Consider the following 18,435-nt stretch of genomic DNA (forward strand, 5'->3'; position numbering starts at 1 on the left):
TGGCCTACATCACGCCGCCGCGCAGGAAATCATGCACATGCAGCAGACCTACCGGCTTTTCATTCTCGACGACCAGAAGCACCGAGATCTTTTTCTGATTTAGAATTGCCAGCCCCTCGGCTGCAAGAGTATCCGGCGCAATTGTGACCGGTGTCTTGTTTGCGACCTTTGCGGCATCGGCCTGCATCAGCCCGTCCATATTGCGCCGCAAATCCCCATCGGAGATCACACCGAAGAGCTTGCCGTCCTTCATGACGATGGCAACGCCGAAGCCCTTCGCACTCATTTCCAGAAGCACATCGGACATCGGCGCTGTGTAATCTACAAAGGGAAGCGCGGCATCGGCATGCATCATCTCGGAGACGCGACGCATCTGCGCCCCCAGTTTGCCGCCCGGGTGGAAGACGCCAAAATCGGTATCTTTGAACCCGCGCAGCTCCATCAGCGCCACCGCCAGCGCGTCGCCCAGCGCCAGTGTCAGCGTGGTCGAGGTGGTCGGCGCCATGCCCATCGGACAGGCCTCGGGCAGTTTGGGCAGCGTCAGCCTGTAATCGGCCGCTTTCATCAGCGTGCTCTCGGGGTTCGACGAGATCGCGATCAGCGGGATCGAGAACCGCTGGGTATGGTAGATCATATCGCGCAGCTCGGAAGTCTCGCCCGAGTTGGAGATCAGCAGGCAGATATCGGCCTCGGTCACCATGCCCAGATCACCATGGCTGGCCTCTGCCGCATGTACGAAGAACGAGGGGGTGCCGGTGGAGGCCAGCGTTGCCGCAATCTTGCGCCCGACATGGCCCGACTTACCGATCCCGCAGACGATGACACGCCCATTGATCTTCATGATCCTCTCAAGCGCCGGCACAAAATCGGCAGGCATCTCGGAAGCAAGATCGCGCAGGGCGTCAGCTTCGATGGTCAGAACCTCTCGCGCGACCCGCAGGCTCTCGGATGCGTTGATGGATTGGGCCATAAGGGCACTCCGCAGTCAAATTCGCGCAGGTGGTAACACGTTGCGCCTGCGATAGCCACAGAGCACAAGCGCAATGCCCAGCGCAACACCCTGCGCACGGAGGACTAAAGAACGGGTCACATTTTGCCACCTAAGCTTCGGATAACGCATTCCGGCATGTGAGGAACCCGATGTCCGATATTTCCGCAAACCTGTCCCTGCCCTTCATCCAGGCGTCCCAAGCCCAGAAACATGTCACCCATAACGAGGCGATCGATATTCTGGATGCGCTCGTCCAACTCTCTGTGACGAGCCGTAGCATAATGACGCCGCCCGCCACCCCCGAGACAGGCGCACGTTATATCCTCCCCGTTGGCGCGACCGGCGCATGGGCAGGCAATGAGGGGGCGGTGGCGCAATGGGGTGGTGAGGCCTGGCGCTTTTACCCGCCCCGCACGGGATGGCAGGCCTATATCGCGGATGAGGCGCAATCGCTGATCTGGACGGGCGCGCAATGGACTGGGCTGTTTTCCGGCGCGCTGGAGGTCGAGCGCCTTGGTATAAGCACGGCAGCCGATGACACAAACCGGCTGGCGGTGGCGTCGGAGGCCACGCTGCTGACGCATGCCGGCACCAGCCACCAGCTGAAGATCAACAAAGCGCTGGCGGAAAACACCGGCAGCCTGCTGTTCCAGACCGGATGGTCGGGTCGTGCCGAGATGGGCTGCGCGGGCAGCGATGATTTCGCCATCAAGGTCAGCGCGGATGGTTCAAGCTGGGCCACAGCGCTGTCACTCGAGGCCACAAGCGGACAGGCCCGCCTGCCACAAGGGGCCGTCATCGATACAGCCCTGAGCGGTTCGGCCATTCTTGGCACGGTCTCCCAGACGGCGGGCGCACTGTTCGAGCGCGGTGAGACCACGGATGGCAGCTATTACAAACTGGCGAGCGGATTGATGCTCTGCCTCTCGCCCGAGATCACGATCGGCGCAATCTCTACCGCTGCGGGCAGCCTCTTCCAATCCGCCGCCCTGCCTTGGACCTATCCGGCAGCCTTCAGCACGGCCCCTGTCATCACTGGCAGTATCGCCACCTCCGGCACATGGATGGGGCATGGTCCCGCCGCGGTGACAGGCTGCAGCATTACAGCCATGTCATACCAGTCCCTTACCGATGGAGGCATAATCAGGCTAACGGCCATAGGCCGATGGTTTTAAGCACCTAATCCTTTGGCACTGCCGCTCCGGTCCTTTCGGGGCGGCTTTTTCTTGTGATGGACAAGGCCCCTACGTCGCGCGAGCCCAAAATTTCAGCAGCCCCCCTGATGGATGAACGGGTGAAGCGCGCTCTCTGCTGGACCTCTCCGGCCAGACTGCCCTAGGATCGGGAAAACAACGGTTTTTCCAGTCATTTCCCGGAGCAACACCCGCGTATGTCCAAGACCAACGGTTCCCTGAGCGCCCGCATTGCCGACCTTCTCGAAGATGTCTATCCCGATTTCGATCCCGATATTATGGCAAGTCAGGTCATTGACGCGTTCTGGCCCGAAGGCACGCACCGGCGCAAACGGCCCCGTGTTCCGGGCAACAACCTGTGGTCCCAATCGGATGCGGTGCTCATCACCTATGGCGACTCGATCACCGATGGTGCCCATAAACCGCTGGATCTCCTCAATGACTTCCTTCTGAGCTATATGAAGGGCGTGGTGAATGGCGTCCATATCCTGCCCTTCTTCCCCTATACCTCCGATGACGGCTTCGCGGTCACCGATTATCGCAAGGTGAATTCGGCTTTGGGAGACTGGCCTGATATCAGCCGGATCGGGTCCGAGTTCCACCTGATGTCCGATCTGGTGCTCAACCATGTGTCCAGTCAGGGAGTGTGGTTCAATGCCTACCGGCAAGGGCAGGCCCCGTTCGACAAGTTCTTCTACGAGGCGCGGCCTTCGGATGATCTGAGCCAGGTGACCCGCCCGCGCACCACGCCGCTGCTGCAGGCCGTGGATACGCCCAATGGCAAACGTCATGTCTGGTGCACCTTCAGCCATGATCAGGTCGATCTCGATTTCCGCAACCCCGAGGTCCTGCTCGAGATCCTGCGCATCATCCGCCTTCATGTGGATGCGGGCGTGCAGATCCTGCGGCTCGATGCGGTGGCCTTCCTGTGGAAAGAGGTTGGGACCAACTGTATCCACCTGCCCCAGACCCATGCGATCATCCAACTGATGCGCCTGCTATGCGACTATGCCGCCGAGAACGTCATCCTTCTGACCGAGACCAACGTCCCCAAGGCCGAGAACCTTAGCTATTTCGGGGATCGAGATGAGGCGCATGCGGTCTATAACTTCCCGCTGCCACCGCTAATCCTGCATGCCATGATGTCGGGCACCGCCCGTTATCTGCTCGAATGGCAGCGCACCATGCCTCCCGCACCTCTGGGCTGTGCCTATCTCAACTTCACCGCCAGCCATGACGGGATCGGAATGCGCCCCGCCGAAGGGGTTCTGCCCGAGGCCGAGAAGGAGAAGGTCATCGACACGATCCGCGAAATCGGCGGCCTGGTGTCGATGCGCTCGCTACCCGACGGGTCGGAAAGCCCCTACGAGCTGAACTGCGGTTTCTTCGAGGCGATGGGCCGCACTTTCAAGGGCGAAGACGAGTTCCATATCAAGCGTTTCCTGTGCTCGCAGACCATCGTGATGTCGCTCGAGGGTATTCCCGCCTTCTACATCCACTCGATGCTGGCCACCCCCAATGACCATGAAGCCGTGGAACGGCGCGGCATGAACCGCGCGATCAACCGTCACAAATGGTTCTATCCCGAACTCCGTGCCAAGCTGGCCGATTACGAGAGCAACCAGAGCCGCGTTCTTAGCGCCCTGTCCGAGCGTCTGCGCCTGCGCGCCCGCCAGCCCGCGCTCCACCCCAATGCCACGCAGTTTACCCTGCATCTCGATCCCCGTTTGTTCGGCATCTGGCGCCAGTCGCTGGATCGGGCACAGTCTATCTTCGCGATCCATAATGTCAGCGATGAAGAGGTGACGGTCAGAACCGGCGATCTCAATCTGATCGACGGACAGCGCTGGTTCGATATCCTGTCAGGCGAGTTGATCGATGGCGGACCGGAGACCACGCTCACCATGGCGCCCTATCAGTGTCGCTGGATCACCAACCGCGCATAAGCTGAAAGCCGGGCGCCAGAGCCCGGCATCCATTTCGGATCAGGCAGGGGCAAACTCGGCCTCGTCCTCCGCCACGGCCTTATGGAAATCGGCGATGAAGGTCGGATCGGCAGCATTCACGCGGTTCCATGTAGGGATGAAGGGGCGCTCCTCGGGATTTTCCAGAAACACCTGCCCCGCCTTCACGATATTCTCGGCAAACAGCTCGATATGCTGCTCCTCGCCATGGCGGTCCACGCGCAGCCCGTTCATCTTGGCATCATTGTAATAGGCCTCCAGCAGATCCAGCGCGCGGCGGTAATAGGTGGCCTTCAGCGTGCGGAACATCTCCGGCGTAAAGACCGTGCCATCGGCGGCCAGCTTGCGATAGAGCGCCTTGCAGATATCCGAGGACATGCGATTCAGACCGGCGCTCGCATCCTCGGGACTCGTCTCCTGATGCTTGTGGTCATAGGCGTCGGCGATCTCCACCTGACAGATCGCACCCCGTCCCAGATTGCGCCATGCTTCGGACAGCACACCAATCTCCAACCCCCAGTCCGACGGGATACGCAGATCGGGCAGCATCTGCGTGCGCATGGCAAACTCGCCCGACAGGATATAGCGGAACGCCCGCAGGTAATCGAGGTAATCACGATCTCCCACCACCCGTTTCAGCGCGATCAGGATCGGGCTGACCAGAAGCCGCGTGACCCGCCCGTTCAGCTTGTCATTGCCGATCCGCGCATAATAGCCCTTGGACAGTTGATAGGGGAAAGACGGGTTGGCCACCGGATAGACAAGCCTATCAAGAAGCTCGCGGTTATAGGTGACGATATCGCAATCATGGATCGCCATCACCGCGCTATCGGCACAACCGATCAGATAGCCGATACAGCCCCAAACATTCTTGCCCTTGCCCGGCTCCTGTGGCGCCAAGCCCAGCACCTCCAGCCGCTCGAACAGCGCCTTCATCCGCGGGCTGTCATTCCAGATCACGGTAGTCTTCTGCGGCAGATCCGCAAAGAAGCTGCGCGCATGGCGGTATTGCGCCTCGTCTGCACGGTCGAGCCCAATGATGATCCGGTTGAGATAGGAAACCTTGGACAGTTCCTGAACGATATTGGCCAGTGCCGGCCCCTCCAGTTCGGAATAGAGGCTCGGCAGGATCAGCGAGATCTTCCGGCTCTGCGCATAGGTGCTGATCTCGTAGACCAGCTCCTCGTTCGAGCGGCTCCGCAGATTATGGAAATGGGTGATGTTCCCGTTTTGTTGGAAATCGGCCATGTCAGCCCTCCTCTTTCTCGTAATCGGCAAGAATCGCCAGTATCGCCTCGTTCCATCCGGCAGGGCCTTCGGCCTGTGTTCGCCTTATGGTCCCGTCTTTTTCTCCGGCAAGCGCGGGCAGACCGTTGCCATGGGTATTGTGGATCACCACCCCGATATCGGCAGTCTCGATCATCTCGCGGTCATTGGGCGCATCCCCCAGAGCAATCGTCAGATCAGGCCGGTAGCGGTCGATGACCGCCTGCATCTGCCCCGCTTTAGTGCCCCCAAAAGATAGCGTCAGATAGCGCCCGCCCCGCCGTGCCGAAATCCCGCTACGGGACAAAGCGGAAACAAACGCTTCTTCCTGCGCCTCGCTGCCCGTCCAGATCCCCGGTTCGGAAAAGGCCCGGGCCCTGGCTTTCGCGGCCTGCGCGAGCGGCAATCCGGTCGAGGCCGCAACTCCAGCCACATCCATATCGCCAAACCCCGTGAAACAACGGCGCAATTCCCCGGGCAGCCCGTCCAGCGCATGGCGCAGATCGCGATAGGCATCGCTCTGTGTGGTGATCTGGTCCCGCGTCATCAGCGCGGCACCGTTTTCCGCGATGATTGGCATATCGCCGAGCCCGAGCGCATCATGCAGGTCGGCAATCTCGGGCGCGGTCTTGGAGCTGGCGAGCACAATGATCGCACCGCGTTCCTTCAGGGCTCTGATCGCGGGAAGCGCGGGCGCAAAACTATAGGTTTCATGGTCCAGAAGCGTTCCGTCGAGATCCGTGAAAACCAATATCGTCATGCGCTACCCTTATGTTTCATGGAAGTGTATCGCGCGTAGGTGACAGTTCAATGCCGGATCGGAGATTAACGGCACCAGCCTCATGAAAGCGTTGAATAAACGGGCATTTTGACGAATAGAGAAGATCGCCTATGCTACGGGCGCTCCTCAGATGCGAAGACCTGTCCATGATGCCCCTCCTTCTGCCCACCCTCGGTCTCTATCTGCTTGCCGCCTTTGCCGAGATCGGCGGATGTTTCGCGGTCTGGGCATGGCTGCGTCTGGGCAAAAGCCCGCTCTGGCTGGTGGCAGGTGCGCTCTGTCTCGCGCTTTTCGCCTATCTGCTGACACGCTCGCAGGCGGAGTTCGCAGGCCGCGCCTATGCCGCCTATGGCGGCATCTATATCGGCGCATCGATCCTGTGGCTGTGGCTTATCGAGCGCCAGATCCCGACCCGCTGGGACCTGATCGGCGGCACGCTATGCGTGATCGGGATGGCGGTCATCCTGCTGGGACCGGCGCTCCAGAAATAACGCACAAAAGAAAAACCCGCCTGACCTGAGCCAGACGGGTTTTCTGAATAGCGTGGTGCCGCTGAAGGGACTCGAACCCCCGACCCCATCATTACGAATGACGTGCTCTACCAGCTGAGCTACAGCGGCACACTGTGGCGCGGCAATTAGCATGCCGCGTCGGGGATGTGTAGCCCCTAATTTATCCCAAAGCAGATTTCTTTTGAACTTCTTCGGTTTCAGTGACTTCGGGGGCTATGTCGCCCTCCGTTTCGGGTTTGGTCACGATGACGGTCTCCTCGGTAGCCCCCGTCACGATCTCCGCTTCCTCGACCTCGACACCGGCCTCTTCCGCCTTCCGTGCGGCTTCCGATTCCGGCATCACCGCAGGTGCGCCCACGATCAGCGGCAGCATCTCCGCGCCATGCGGCAGGGGCTGGTCCGTTTTTGGCGGCTCGCGCCAGCTGAGCGTATCGAAACCACCGCAATTGTCACAGACCGGCGTCCAGTCACTCTGGATATTCTGGCAGGCGTCACAGCACCATTGCGGGCCACGCGGCGCAGTCAGCGCCCGAGCCAGCCAGCCGCGCACCACCGCATCATCCGAGCCCTCGCCCCGCTCGACCGCCGCCATGATGGCCAGCACGCGCGAGGTGGGATGGGTATCGGCCAGATGCCCCAGCGCACGGCGCGCCTCGGGGAAGTTCTCGGCGGCAATGTTCAGCTCGGCGCGCAGAAGACGGGTTTCTTCGTGATCGGGACGCAGGACCAGAAGCTTCTGGAAGCGCTTGAGGCGGGCCTGCGGCGTCTCCTCGGGCGCGATGGCGGCATAGGCGGCCGCCAGATCGGGATGCGGCTGGGCTTCCCATGCCTTGCGGATCACCCGCTCTGCATTTTTGGGTTTGCCTTTCCCGATATAGGAGCGCGCGGCCATCGCGGCTGCAGGAATCAGATCGGGCGAGGATTTGTTGGCGGCAATCGCGGCTTCCTGTGCCTCGATGCTCGCCCCCTCATCCAGAATGCCCTTGGCTTCCTGCAGCGCCAGAACAGCGTCGCGGCGTTTGGCGACATCCTTCGGGAGCAGACCGCTATGACGTTTGTAGCTGATGACCTTGCGGGCGTCGCCCCATGCGCCTTTTTCCGTGGACAGCTTCAGAAGCGTATCCTGCGTGTCCTGATGCGAGGGCTTCAGTGCATAGGCTTTCTGCGCCAGTGCCAGCGCGGTGTCTGTATCGCCCTCGGCCAGCTTCTGGCGCATCAGCCCACGCACACCGATGAAACGGGTGCGCTGGTCGGACAGCAGGAGCTTATAGGCCTCGGTCGCTTTCTTGGTGTCACCCTTGGTCTCGGCGGCCTGTGCCACCAGAAGATTGGTCAGCTCGGGGCGGCCAAGCAATTTCTGCGCCTTCTTGGCCTGATTATACGCCAGACGGCCTTCTCCCGAGGCGACCGAGATCATACCATCCGCCAACGCCTTGTAACCGCGGCGCTCGCGCGAGCGGTCGAAATAGCGGGTCAGCGCGGTCTCGTCGCCCACGAGGAACCGCAGGAGCGCCACCACAAAGCCCACAACCTTCAGGAAGACGAAGACCGCGACGATCAGCACGAGAACGGCAATGATCGCCTGCACCGGACCAAGATTATACTCGACCCCCGCCAGCACGACCTGCACCCCATCAGCAGAACTTGCCAGCGTCATCGCGCCATAGGTGACAGCAGTGACCGCGATCAGAAAGACAGCGATTTTGATGAATGACCAAAGCATGGCCGTCCCTCCTTATTGGACCTGCGAGGCAAGCGACGAGACTGCCTCCTCAGCGGCGACACGGGTCTGTGCCTGATCGACCCAGCCCGACAGCGCGTCTTGCGACACCTGCGGCAGGGCGGAAATCTCGGTGATGGCGGTTTTGAAATCGGCCTTGTCGACGGCGGCCTGCGCGCGCGACAGGATGGCATCGGGGGTGTTCCCCTCTTTGGGCGCAACCGACCGTGCGCCTGTCTGTGTCAGCAGGAACGTCTCGAGCTTGGCACCCAGACTGTCACCGGCATCGGCACGCCGCGCCGCATCAAGCGCTTGGCGCGCCGGTGCGGGAAAGGCCTCCTGCAGCGCCTTGACGCTTTCGGGTTCCGTGCCCAGCGCCGCGGGGACATCAAGCTGGGCGTCCCGCGCCATAGCCACCGGATCGGCAATTGGAGTGCCGTTGGTGAGCGCCGCCTGTAGTTCGGCGATCGCGGCACGGGCACGGGCCTGACGCTCGGCCTCCTTGGCGGCGTCGGCATCGGGGCCGGTCAGACCATCGAGCTTGGATTGCAGCGCGTCGAGCTGGCTTTGCAGACCCGAGGTATCGCCCGCCTGACCAAGCGAGGCGATATTGTCCTGCAAGGCCGAGACGCTTTGCGTGATCGCGCTCAGCTGTGAGGATAGATCCGCCACTTGGTTTTCCATCGCCGAATTATCGGGAGCCGCAGGGGCCGGGAAGAACCTGGCCTGAATATTCTCGGGCAGCTGCGGAAGAACCCAGAGCGCCGCCGCCGCGCCGATCACGGCCGCAATCACTCCACCCGCCAGAACAGGGCCGAAACCGCCACGCTTCTCGATCACAGGGCCAGCGCTAGGAGCCGGTGCTGCAACCGAGGCCACGGGTTCGGGCTTCTTCTCCTCGGCGATAGGCGTTTCAGGCTCTGCGTCGGAAGACCAGTCCTTTTGATCCAAGTCTTTCTGCTCGGCATCCACCACATCATCGGTGCCGAAAGCCGTCTCCGAGGCGAGACTCTCCTTATGGCCCTCAAGCGGGTCGGTCTCGTCAGATGCGTCTACGGTATCCGCCCCGGTGCCGGTCACAGCTGGTGCCTCTTCGGGCGTCTCCGGCGCGGATATGTCTGCCTCGGGCGCATCAGTCACGGGAGTGTCAACCGGCGCGGTATCGTCCTTGTCGGCAGGAAGGGCCTGATCAACCGCCTCATCCGCCTTGGGCGCACCCGTTGCGGGTGTCTCCGTGTTCGGTGCCGTTCCGGATGCGGGCGTTATGCTTTCATCCTTAGCTGCATCAGTCTTCGCCGATTTCTTCTTCCCGGGTGCAGCCACGGCAACTCCTCCTACGCAATTCCTAAAGTGGGCCGAGGCCACTCTAGCCCCCGCATCCACAGATCTTCAAGACGCAACACTGCGGGATGCCAAAGCCTTGACCAGCGCGACCATAGCGGCCGCATGTGTTTCCCGTGAAACCCCGATATAGGCGCCTGACACCGCAGTGAGCTGCCGTGATACAGTAGTGCTGATTGCGCCAAGGTATAGGGGGGCGTGCGGTTTCGGCAAATATTTCGTGAAGATCGCCGCGCTACGCGGTGAAAAAAGTGGCACCAAAACAGGGGCTTCTCCTGAAAGAACCGCCATCGCCTCGGGGGTCGGAGCCTGTTCCAGCTGCCTGTAGATCTGCAGCGCCTTTGCTGCACGCCCGCGCGCGCGCAGACCTGCGACCAGATCATAGGCCAGTTGGTCCCCACAGATATGGGTAAAGGGACCCTGCCCGCCCTCGGCCAGTATCCGCGCCTCCAGCGCGCGGGCCGTGCCTTCGGCGCAGGTCACCGTAAAACCCGCCGCCTGTGCCACTGCTGCCGTCCGCGCGCCCACACACCACGCATGTCCCCGGGCCCCGAAGGCCGCAACGAACGGCGCCACCGCCTGTTGCGAGGTAAAGACCAGATCGCCATCGGGCGCATCTTCGGGGACAACCGGCTCGATCCGCAGGAGCGCAGAGCAGATAGCGCGCATCTCCACCCCCGCCTGCCGCAGCTCGCCCAGAAAGCGGAGATTCGCCTCTGCGGGACGGGTCAGCAGCAATACGGGCGGTGCAGGCATCGGCATCCTCTATGCAGAGTGCGGATAGGGCGGCTATGGATTGTCTCACGCCGCCCGCAGTGATACCTGAGCCATAACCCATTCGCAATCGAGGCACCATGGCCCGTACACTTACCTTCCTTGGGATCGAATCCAGCTGTGACGATACGGCTGCCGCCATCGTGCGCCAGAGTGGGACGGGCACCAACGAAACCAGAACCGAGATTCTGGCGAGCGTCGTGTCGGGCCAGACCGATCTGCATGCAGCCTTCGGCGGCGTGGTCCCCGAGATCGCGGCCCGTGCCCATGCAGAAAAGCTTGATTTCTGTGTCGAGCAGGCGCTGGAACTGTCCGGCGTGGATCTGGGCGATCTGGACGGGATCGCAGTGACCGCAGGACCGGGGCTGATTGGCGGCGTGATGTCGGGGGTGATGTGTGCCAAGGGGATCGCCGCAGGCACCGGCCTGCCGCTTGTGGGGGTCAACCATCTGGCCGGTCACGCGCTGACCCCGCGCCTGACCGATGATATGGCCTATCCCTATCTGATGCTGCTGGTCTCGGGGGGGCATTGCCAATTCCTGATCGCGCATGGCCCCGAGGAATTCACCCGCTTAGGTGGCACGATCGACGATGCACCGGGTGAGGCGTTCGACAAGACCGCCAAGCTGCTGGCCCTGCCGCAACCCGGCGGCCCGAATGTGGAAGCCGAGGCAGAGGGCGGGGATTCGAAAGCCTTCGCCTTCCCGCGGCCGCTGCTGGACCGGCCCAATTGCGATATGTCCTTCTCGGGACTGAAGACGGCCCTTCTGCGCACCCGTGACGAGGTCGTGGCCCGGCATGGCGGCCTGCCCCGCGCGATCCGCCGTGATATCTGCGCCAGTTTTCAGGCCGCGGTCACGGATGTGCTGGTCAAGAAATCCCGCCGTGCTCTGGCCGAATATATGGCGCTCGCCCCCGAGACCCCCGGTTTTGCGGTGGCCGGTGGCGTGGCCGCGAACCGCGCCATCCGCGCGGGGCTCGAATCTGTGGCTGCCGAATCCGGCGCCCGTTTCGTGGCGCCGCCTCTGCGGCTATGCACCGATAATGCCGCAATGATCGCTTGGGCGGGGATAGAACGTTTCCGCCTCGGACATACCGACCAGATGGATCTGGTCGCGCGTCCGCGCTGGCCCCTGGACCGCAAGGCCGCACCGCTTCTGGGCTCCGGCAAAAAAGGGGCCAAAGCATGATTTCCGTTCTGGGATCGGGCGCATTCGGCACCGCGCTGGCCATCAGCCTGTCGCAAAATGGGCCCGTCACGCTCTGGTCACGCGACGCGGAGCAGGCGCAACTGCTGCAGACAACGCGCGAGAATTCCAAACGGCTGAAGGGCCTGACCCTGCCCGAGGCAATTACCGTGACCGCGGATCTCGAGACCGCCTGTGCGGCTCAGACCATTCTGCTGGCGCTGCCGATGCAGCAGACGGGCGCGTTTCTGGCCCTTCATGCCCAGCGCCTGAAAGGCAAGACACTGGTCAGCTGCTCGAAGGGGATCGACCTGAGCACCGGCCTCGGCCCGACCGCGCTGATCCGCTCCACCGTGCCGGAGGCGCGCGCGGCGATCCTGACCGGCCCCAGCTTTGCCGCCGATATCGGGCGCGGCCTACCCACGGCCCTGACACTGGCCTGCGAGGACGGGGCCGAGGCGCTACAGGAACAACTCTCGACGCCCACCCTGCGGCTCTACCGCAGCTCCGACACCACGGGGGCCGAGCTTGGCGGCGCCTTGAAAAACGTCATCGCGATTGGCGCAGGCGTCGTCATGGGCGCAGGTATGGGCGATTCCACCCGCGCTGCGCTGATGACCCGCGGTTTTGCCGAGATGACCCGCTTGGCCGTGACCCGTGGCGCGCGCGCCGAGACGCTTTCGGGGCTTGCGGGCTTCGGTGACCTGGCGCTCACCTGCACCTCCAGCCAGTCGCGCAATTTCCGCCATGGCTTCGCGCTGGGTGCGGGCGAGACCATCGACCCCAATGTGACGGTCGAAGGTGTGGCCACCGCCCATGCCGTCGCGCGGATGGCCGAAAAAGGCGGCATCGAAATGCCCATTGCGGTGATGATCGCCGCGCTCTGCGATAACCGGATGACCGTGGCCCAGGCCACTCTGGCGCTTCTGTCGCGCCCTTTGAAGGAGGAATGAATGTTCTACGCCGTGATCTGCCGCGACAAAGCGGGCCATCTGCAAACCCGTCTCGATAACCGCGAGGCCCATCTGGTCTATATGAAAGAGACGGGCATCGTAGCCCAGGCCGGCCCCTTCATCGAGAATGGCGATATGTGCGGGTCTCTGGTGATCCTCGATACCGACAGTATGGATGCCGCACAGGCCTGGGTCGATAACGAGCCCTATGGCAAGGCAGGGCTGTTCGACAGCGTGTCGATCACCGAATGGAAGAAGGTCATCTGATGCGCTACTGGCTGTTCAAATCCGAGCCCAACAAGTTCTCATGGGACCAGCTCGTTGAAAAAGGCGAGGCGGGCGAGGAATGGGACGGGATCCGTAACTATCTGGCGCGTAATAATATGCGCGAGATGAAGATCGGCGATCGCGGGCTGTTCTACCATTCCAATATCGGTAAGGAAGTCGTGGGTATCTGCGAGGTCAGCGCCGAAAGCGCGCCCGATAGCACCACCGATGATCCACGCTGGGACTGCGTGCATTTGCGTGCCGTGCGTCCGGTGAAAAAGCCGGTGACACTGGCCGATGTGAAGGCCGAGCCGCGCCTGTCGAACATGTCTCTGGTGACCTCGATGCGGCTCTCGGTGCAGCCGGTGACCGAGGAGGAATGGCGTATCGTCTGCGCGATGGCAGAGACCGATCCCGACTGACCGCAAACCCAAGGTCTGACATAAAAATGAGGGTTCCGGCACCCCTACCAGAACCCTCACCACCCCACGTGCACCCCTACGCACCACACGTGAAACTCTATCTGGTCCTGGCCTTCCTGGCCGGTCTCTATGTGTATATGTCAGAACGTCACCTGACGCAAAAGAATAGCCCTTAAAAATAGAGTATTTAGAGGGAGTTAAAGCGTATTAACTCTGAGCAGGCACATGGTCTTGACCATCTCGCCCGAGGATTGCCGCCGCCGCCCGAGGCGCTATCATAGCCCCCATGAAAACAGTCATCATCGTTGCACACGGGTCGCCTTCGGACCCCGATACCAAACAGGCAGCCCTTGAGGCGCTGGCCGAAAAGATCCGTCCGCTCTGCCCGGAGATCCGCGTTCGGGCGGCGACGCTGGCCAAGGACGGTGCCCTCGCAAAGGCGGTCAATGACTGCGAGACCCCTGTAATCTATCCATTTTTTATGGCCGAAGGGTGGTTTACCAAACGCGAGATCCCGCGCAGGCTGAAGGAGCTGGGCTGCAAGGCACAGCATATGGACCCGTTCGGCATCGATCCCGCCTTGGAAAAGCTGATTCTCGATGAGTGCCTCGCTGCGGCGGCACAGGCGGGGCTCGATAGCAGGGCAACCGACCTCATCCTTTGTGCCCACGGGTCCAAGATCGCGCGCAAATCGAAAGACAGCGCCTATGCAATGGCCGAGAAGCTGCGCCGCTCGGGCGCATTCTGGCGCGTGCGGGTCGGGCTGATCGAGGAGCCGCCCTTCCTTGAGGACGTCGCCAGGACCTCCAATCAGGGCGTCTGCCTTCCGTTTTTCGCGCTGCGGGCAGGTCATGTCGATGGCGATATCCCCGAGGCGCTCGACAATGCGGGATTCTCCGGCCCGCGCCTGCCGCCCATCGGTGAGCATCCCGAAATCCCCGCGCTGATCGCGCGCGCCCTCAAGCAGTATTGCGAAAATTAACTTTTTCGCAGGGTTTTCTCCGAGAATGACGCTTTGTCATATATGTGTTACACAATGTTCGCATAAGCGTCACGACAGACCTCTAGCACAAGCGACGAGCCCGTAGCGGCCATTCAGACCTTCTGGGAGAGAACCATGAATACTGTTAAGCTGACGGCATCCGCCCTTGCCATCACCGTTGCCTCCACCGCAGGCGCTTTCGCCCGCGACAACATCCAGGTTGCAGGCTCCTCGACCGTGCTGCCCTATGCCTCGATCGTGGCAGAGGCATTCGGCGAGAACTTCGACTACCCGACGCCGGTCGTGGAATCGGGCGGCTCGTCCTCGGGTCTGAAGCGCTTCTGCGAAGGCGTGGGCGAGAACACCATCGACATCGCGAACGCCTCGCGCGCCATCAAGGACTCGGAAATCGAGACCTGCCACGCAAACGGCGTGAACGACATTATCCAGGTCCGCATCGGCTATGACGGGATCGTCTTTGCCAGCCAGAAAACCGGCCCCGAATTCACCGCCTTCCAACCGGCAGACCTCTATAACGCCCTCGGCGCCAAGGTCGTGAAAGACGGCGCGCTGGTCGACAACACCTATGCCAAGTGGTCGGATTTCAACGCCGATCTGCCGGATGTCGAGATCGCAGCCTATATTCCGGGCACCAAGCACGGCACCCGCGAGGTCTTCGAAGAGAAAGTCCTCGTTCAGGGCTGCAAGGACACCGGCGCGCTTGAAGCGATGGTGTCGGGCGGCATGACCGAGAAAGACGCCGAGAAAGCCTGTATGAATGTCCGCACCGATGGCAAATCGGTCGATATCGACGGCGATTACACCGAGACCCTCGCCCGTATCGCCTCGAACCCCGATGGCGTCGGCGTCTTCGGTCTGGCCTTCTACGAGAACAACACCGACAAGCTGAAAGTGGCAACGATGGGCGGCGTCGAGCCGTCGACCGAAACCATCGCCTCGGGTGACTATCCGGTCTCGCGTCCGCTCTACTTCTACATCAAGAAGGCGCATATCGGTGTGATCCCCGGCCTGAAAGAATATGCAGAGTTCTTCGTCTCCGACGAGATCGCAGGTTCGGACGGCCCGCTGGCGCAATACGGTCTGGTTTCCGATCCGGAACTGGCAGCGACCCAAGAGCTGGTTGCTGACGAAAAGACCATGGGCTCGGGCATGTAATCTGCCCTACCCGGCCAATACGGGGGGCGGCAGATCCAATGCCGCCCCCTTCTTTGTTTCGACGCCTCCATAATGGCACCCATTACAAAACGGAGCTGACATGCCTGCAATCTGGCTTCTGGTTATCGTGCTCGTGCTCGCAGCCTTGGGCTTCGTTCTCGGCCGGTCCCGCGCCCTGTCTTCCGCAGGGGGCGACAGCCGCATCCTCCATTCGCTGACCAGCTATTATGGCAGCAATGTCGCGATGATGACCCTCGTGCCGTCCCTTCTGGTTCTGGCCGTCTGGCTGATCGTACAGCCTTTCATCATCGATATGCAGGTCACCGGCGCCATTCCGCAGGCCACGGTCGAAGAGCATGGCAATCTCAGCCTGATGATGTCGGATGTGACGCGCCTCGCCCAAGGGCTCGATGACGCGGTCGCAAAAGGCACCCTGACCGCCTCCGAGGCCAGCGGCCTGCAGGCGGGCGACGGGCTGCGTGCCCAGATGGCGGGCTATGGCGTGGCGCTCGGCTCCGAGGTGGATGCCCCCACGCTCGACGCGGCACAGCATTACCGCAGCCTGAACGCCACCGGAAACACCTTCCGTATGGTGGTGGTTCTGGGCGTGGCCATCGTCTTCTTCCTGCTGACGTTGAAATCCACCCATAAGGATCTTCGCGCCCGCAATATCGTCGAGCGCGGCATCAAGGCGCTGCTGATCCTCGCGGCCTCCATCGCTATCCTGACCACCATCGGGATCGTGCTGTCGCTGATCTTCAACACGGTGCATTTCTTCCGCCTCTATCCGGCGACGGATTTCTTCTTTGGCACCAACTGGACGCCGTCCTTTGGTGGCGGCTCGCAGCTGGGCATTCTGCCGCTTCTGTGGGGCACGCTCTATATCAGCTTCATCGCGCTGGCCGTGGCCGTGCCGATCGGGCTCTTTGCCGCGATCTACCTCTCGGAATATGCAACCAAACCCGTCCGCGCCATCGCCAAACCCGCGCTGGAAATCCTCGCCGGTATCCCGACCATCGTCTACGGTCTGTTTGCACTGCTGACCGTGGGCCCTGCCCTGCAAACGGTGTTCGGCCGCGACGGGCTCGACTGGATGGGGGCGGCAAGCTCGGTCATGACCGCGGGCCTCGTGATGGGCATCATGCTGATCCCCTTCGTGTCCTCACTGTCCGATGACATCATCAACGCCGTGCCGCAATCGCTGCGCGACGGCTCCTATGGCCTTGGCGCCACCAAATCCGAAACCATCAAACAGGTGGTCTTCCCCGCCGCCCTTCCGGGTATCATCGGGGCGATCCTGCTGGCCGCTTCCCGCGCCATCGGCGAGACGATGATCGTGGTTCTGGGCGCCGGTGCCGCCGCCCGCCTCAGCCTCAACCCCTTCGAGGCGATGACCACCGTCACCGCCAAGATCGTCAGCCAGCTGACCGGTGACGCCGATTTCGCCTCACCCGAGGCGCTGGTGGCCTTCTCTCTGGGCATGACGCTCTTCGTCATGACCCTCGCGCTGAACATTGTCGCACTCTACATCGTGCGCAAGTATCGGGAGCAATACGAATGACCGACGCCGCAGCAAACACCCCCGGCACCCGTTCGATCCACCAACCCGATGCCCGCACCCGCAAACGCAATGCGCAGGAAAAACGCTTCCGCGCCATGGGGATCGCGGCGATCGGGCTGGGCATGGTCTTTCTGGTGATCCTGCTGAGCACAATCCTCAGCAATGGCGTCTCGGCCTTCCAGCAGAGCTTCATCAATGTGCCGGTCTATCTGGACCCCGCCAAGCTCGACAAGAAGGGCAATCGCGACCCCGCCGATATCGCCAAGGTCTCGACCTTCGGCTACGGCCCGCTGATCGAGAACGCGCTTCTGGAAACCGTCCAGAAAGCAGGGATCGAGACCGAGCTGACCAAAGCCAAGGATATGAAGAACCTGATCTCGGCTTCTGCCGCCAATGTGGTGCGTCAGGACGTGATCAGTGACCCCGCGCTGATCGGCCAGACCGTGACGTTCAAGATCCTCGCCTCCTCGCGCGTAGACGGCTATCTCAAGGGCCGCGTCCACCGTGACGAGATCGCACTCGACAAGAATATCACCGTGGCGCAGCTGGACCTGACCGACGGGCTTGTCGAGGCCGGCATCGTGAAGAAGCAGTTCAACTGGGACTTCATCACCGGTTCGGATGCCTCCGAGAGCCGTGCGGAACAGGCGGGCCTTGGCACCTCGATGATCGGGTCGCTCTTCATGATGCTGGTGGTGCTGTTCCTGTCGCTACCGATCGGTGTGGCGGCCTCGATCTATCTCGAGGAATTCGCGCCGCAGAACAAATGGACCGACCTGATCGAGGTGAATATCTCGAACCTCGCCGCTGTGCCGTCGATCGTTTTCGGTATCCTCGGCCTCGCGGTCTTCATCCAGTTCATGCATCTGCCGCAATCGGCGCCGCTGGTCGGTGGTCTGGTGCTGACGCTGATGACCCTGCCCACGATCATCATCTCGACCCGTGCCTCGCTCAAAGCCGTGCCGCCCTCGATCCGCGATGCAGCGCTGGGGATCGGCGCTTCCAAGATGCAATCGGTCTTCCACCATGTGCTGCCGCTGGCCATGCCCGGTATCCTGACCGGCACGATCATCGGCTTAGCACAGGCCTTGGGCGAGACCGCGCCGCTCCTGCTGATCGGGATGATCGGCTATATCGCCTCCAACCCGCCCGATGGCATTATCGCGGGCTTCCTCTCGCCCAACTCCGCGATGCCCGCACAGATCTATGAATGGGCAAAACGCGCCGACCCCGCCTATTATGAACGGGCTTGGGGGGGCATCATCATCCTCCTGGTGTTCCTGCTGACGATGAACATCATTGCAATCATCCTGCGCCGCAGATTCGAGCGCCGCTGGTAAGGGAC

At 61.9% G+C, this 18,435-nt stretch carries 17 protein-coding genes and 1 tRNA gene; 11 read left to right on the forward strand and 7 right to left on the reverse strand.

From position 1 onward, the window contains the following. Window positions 1-4: 4 nt before the first annotated feature. Window positions 5-970 (reverse strand): KpsF/GutQ family sugar-phosphate isomerase, encoded by a 966-nt coding sequence (locus tag VSX56_RS09690; RefSeq protein ID WP_339113938.1) that lies wholly within the window; start codon window positions 968-970, stop codon window positions 5-7. A 170-nt stretch (window positions 971-1,140) separates the two neighbouring features. Between VSX56_RS09690 and VSX56_RS09695 the strand changes: the two genes are divergently transcribed. Then, on the forward strand, window positions 1,141-2,166 hold the full coding sequence (locus tag VSX56_RS09695; RefSeq protein WP_350936701.1) for a DUF2793 domain-containing protein: 1,026 nt from the start codon (window positions 1,141-1,143) through the stop codon (window positions 2,164-2,166). Window positions 2,167-2,381: 215 nt separating this feature from the next. After that, entirely contained in the window at window positions 2,382-4,130 is a 1,749-nt protein-coding gene (locus VSX56_RS09700) for a sugar phosphorylase (protein ID WP_339113936.1), read from the forward strand. Between the two features lie 39 nt (window positions 4,131-4,169). On the opposite strand, the gene VSX56_RS09705 is transcribed toward VSX56_RS09700, so the two are convergent. Together VSX56_RS09705 and VSX56_RS09710 are read right to left on the reverse strand one after the other, a co-directional pair. Beyond that, window positions 4,170-5,396, reverse strand: coding sequence for a glycosyltransferase family protein (locus VSX56_RS09705; RefSeq protein WP_339113935.1), 1,227 nt, complete (start codon window positions 5,394-5,396; stop codon window positions 4,170-4,172). A gap of 1 nt (window position 5,397) precedes the next feature. Beyond that, complete coding sequence (locus VSX56_RS09710) at window positions 5,398-6,174, reverse strand: HAD-IIB family hydrolase (RefSeq protein WP_350936703.1); 777 nt, start codon at window positions 6,172-6,174, stop codon at window positions 5,398-5,400. Window positions 6,175-6,344: 170 nt separating this feature from the next. Here VSX56_RS09710 and VSX56_RS09715 point away from each other — a divergent pair, with 170 nt between their 5' ends. Beyond that, the gene (locus tag VSX56_RS09715) at window positions 6,345-6,686 is read left to right on the forward strand and encodes a YnfA family protein (protein ID WP_339114445.1); all 342 of its coding nucleotides are present in this window, start codon (window positions 6,345-6,347) and stop codon (window positions 6,684-6,686) included. A 53-nt stretch (window positions 6,687-6,739) separates the two neighbouring features. Here VSX56_RS09715 and VSX56_RS09720 read toward each other — a convergent pair. From VSX56_RS09720 to VSX56_RS09735, 4 genes are all read right to left on the reverse strand, one after another. Continuing rightward, window positions 6,740-6,815 (reverse strand) — tRNA-Thr (locus tag VSX56_RS09720). A 52-nt stretch (window positions 6,816-6,867) separates the two neighbouring features. Beyond that, entirely contained in the window at window positions 6,868-8,430 is a 1,563-nt protein-coding gene (locus tag VSX56_RS09725) for a heme biosynthesis protein HemY (RefSeq protein WP_350936706.1), read from the reverse strand. Window positions 8,431-8,442: 12 nt separating this feature from the next. Further along, complete coding sequence (locus tag VSX56_RS09730) at window positions 8,443-9,750, reverse strand: hypothetical protein (protein ID WP_339113932.1); 1,308 nt, start codon at window positions 9,748-9,750, stop codon at window positions 8,443-8,445. Window positions 9,751-9,816: 66 nt separating this feature from the next. Continuing rightward, window positions 9,817-10,524 (reverse strand): uroporphyrinogen-III synthase, encoded by a 708-nt coding sequence (locus VSX56_RS09735; RefSeq protein ID WP_339113931.1) that lies wholly within the window; start codon window positions 10,522-10,524, stop codon window positions 9,817-9,819. A gap of 98 nt (window positions 10,525-10,622) precedes the next feature. Between VSX56_RS09735 and tsaD the strand changes: the two genes are divergently transcribed. From tsaD to pstA, 8 genes are all read left to right on the forward strand, one after another. After that, window positions 10,623-11,732 carry a tRNA (adenosine(37)-N6)-threonylcarbamoyltransferase complex transferase subunit TsaD gene (gene tsaD, locus VSX56_RS09740; RefSeq protein ID WP_350936709.1) on the forward strand — a complete coding sequence of 370 codons (1,110 nt, stop codon included), beginning with the start codon at window positions 10,623-10,625 and terminating at the stop codon, window positions 11,730-11,732. Next, entirely contained in the window at window positions 11,729-12,682 is a 954-nt protein-coding gene (locus tag VSX56_RS09745) for an NAD(P)H-dependent glycerol-3-phosphate dehydrogenase (protein ID WP_350936711.1), read from the forward strand. Before tsaD ends, VSX56_RS09745 begins: the two co-directional genes overlap by 4 nt. Then, on the forward strand, window positions 12,683-12,949 hold the full coding sequence (locus tag VSX56_RS09750) for a YciI family protein (protein ID WP_339113928.1): 267 nt from the start codon (window positions 12,683-12,685) through the stop codon (window positions 12,947-12,949). After that, window positions 12,949-13,371: an EVE domain-containing protein gene (locus VSX56_RS09755; RefSeq protein WP_339113927.1), complete on the forward strand. Its 423-nt coding sequence runs from the start codon at window positions 12,949-12,951 to the stop codon at window positions 13,369-13,371. Before VSX56_RS09750 ends, VSX56_RS09755 begins: the two co-directional genes overlap by 1 nt. Window positions 13,372-13,657: 286 nt before the next feature. Further along, the gene (locus tag VSX56_RS09760; RefSeq protein ID WP_350936714.1) at window positions 13,658-14,353 is read left to right on the forward strand and encodes a CbiX/SirB N-terminal domain-containing protein; all 696 of its coding nucleotides are present in this window, start codon (window positions 13,658-13,660) and stop codon (window positions 14,351-14,353) included. Between the two features lie 135 nt (window positions 14,354-14,488). Next, complete coding sequence (locus VSX56_RS09765) at window positions 14,489-15,529, forward strand: substrate-binding domain-containing protein (RefSeq protein ID WP_350936716.1); 1,041 nt, start codon at window positions 14,489-14,491, stop codon at window positions 15,527-15,529. A 100-nt stretch (window positions 15,530-15,629) separates the two neighbouring features. After that, window positions 15,630-17,090 carry a phosphate ABC transporter permease subunit PstC gene (gene pstC / locus VSX56_RS09770; protein ID WP_350936719.1) on the forward strand — a complete coding sequence of 487 codons (1,461 nt, stop codon included), beginning with the start codon at window positions 15,630-15,632 and terminating at the stop codon, window positions 17,088-17,090. Then, window positions 17,087-18,430, forward strand: a complete 1,344-nt coding sequence (pstA, locus tag VSX56_RS09775) for a phosphate ABC transporter permease PstA (protein WP_339113923.1) — start codon at window positions 17,087-17,089, stop codon at window positions 18,428-18,430. The genes pstC and pstA overlap by 4 nt, the downstream gene beginning before the upstream one ends. The last annotated feature ends 5 nt before the right edge of the window (window positions 18,431-18,435 follow it).

The organism is Thioclava kandeliae (genome assembly GCF_040297545.1).
Taxonomy (GTDB): Bacteria; Pseudomonadota; Alphaproteobacteria; order Rhodobacterales; family Rhodobacteraceae; genus Thioclava; species Thioclava kandeliae.

Coding starts and splice junctions, on each gene's coding strand:
- VSX56_RS09690 (WP_339113938.1), bottom strand. CDS start 970: ATGGCCCAATCCATCAACGCATCCGAGAGCCTGCGGGTCGCGCGAGAG.
- VSX56_RS09695 (WP_350936701.1), top strand. CDS start 1,141: ATGTCCGATATTTCCGCAAACCTGTCCCTGCCCTTCATCCAGGCGTCC.
- VSX56_RS09700 (WP_339113936.1), top strand. CDS start 2,382: ATGTCCAAGACCAACGGTTCCCTGAGCGCCCGCATTGCCGACCTTCTC.
- VSX56_RS09705 (WP_339113935.1), bottom strand. CDS start 5,396: ATGGCCGATTTCCAACAAAACGGGAACATCACCCATTTCCATAATCTG.
- VSX56_RS09710 (WP_350936703.1), bottom strand. CDS start 6,174: ATGACGATATTGGTTTTCACGGATCTCGACGGAACGCTTCTGGACCAT.
- VSX56_RS09715 (WP_339114445.1), top strand. CDS start 6,345: ATGCCCCTCCTTCTGCCCACCCTCGGTCTCTATCTGCTTGCCGCCTTT.
- VSX56_RS09725 (WP_350936706.1), bottom strand. CDS start 8,430: ATGCTTTGGTCATTCATCAAAATCGCTGTCTTTCTGATCGCGGTCACT.
- VSX56_RS09735 (WP_339113931.1), bottom strand. CDS start 10,524: ATGCCTGCACCGCCCGTATTGCTGCTGACCCGTCCCGCAGAGGCGAAT.
- tsaD (WP_350936709.1), top strand. CDS start 10,623: ATGGCCCGTACACTTACCTTCCTTGGGATCGAATCCAGCTGTGACGAT.
- VSX56_RS09745 (WP_350936711.1), top strand. CDS start 11,729: ATGATTTCCGTTCTGGGATCGGGCGCATTCGGCACCGCGCTGGCCATC.
- VSX56_RS09750 (WP_339113928.1), top strand. CDS start 12,683: ATGTTCTACGCCGTGATCTGCCGCGACAAAGCGGGCCATCTGCAAACC.
- VSX56_RS09755 (WP_339113927.1), top strand. CDS start 12,949: ATGCGCTACTGGCTGTTCAAATCCGAGCCCAACAAGTTCTCATGGGAC.
- VSX56_RS09760 (WP_350936714.1), top strand. CDS start 13,658: ATGAAAACAGTCATCATCGTTGCACACGGGTCGCCTTCGGACCCCGAT.
- VSX56_RS09765 (WP_350936716.1), top strand. CDS start 14,489: ATGAATACTGTTAAGCTGACGGCATCCGCCCTTGCCATCACCGTTGCC.
- pstC (WP_350936719.1), top strand. CDS start 15,630: ATGCCTGCAATCTGGCTTCTGGTTATCGTGCTCGTGCTCGCAGCCTTG.
- pstA (WP_339113923.1), top strand. CDS start 17,087: ATGACCGACGCCGCAGCAAACACCCCCGGCACCCGTTCGATCCACCAA.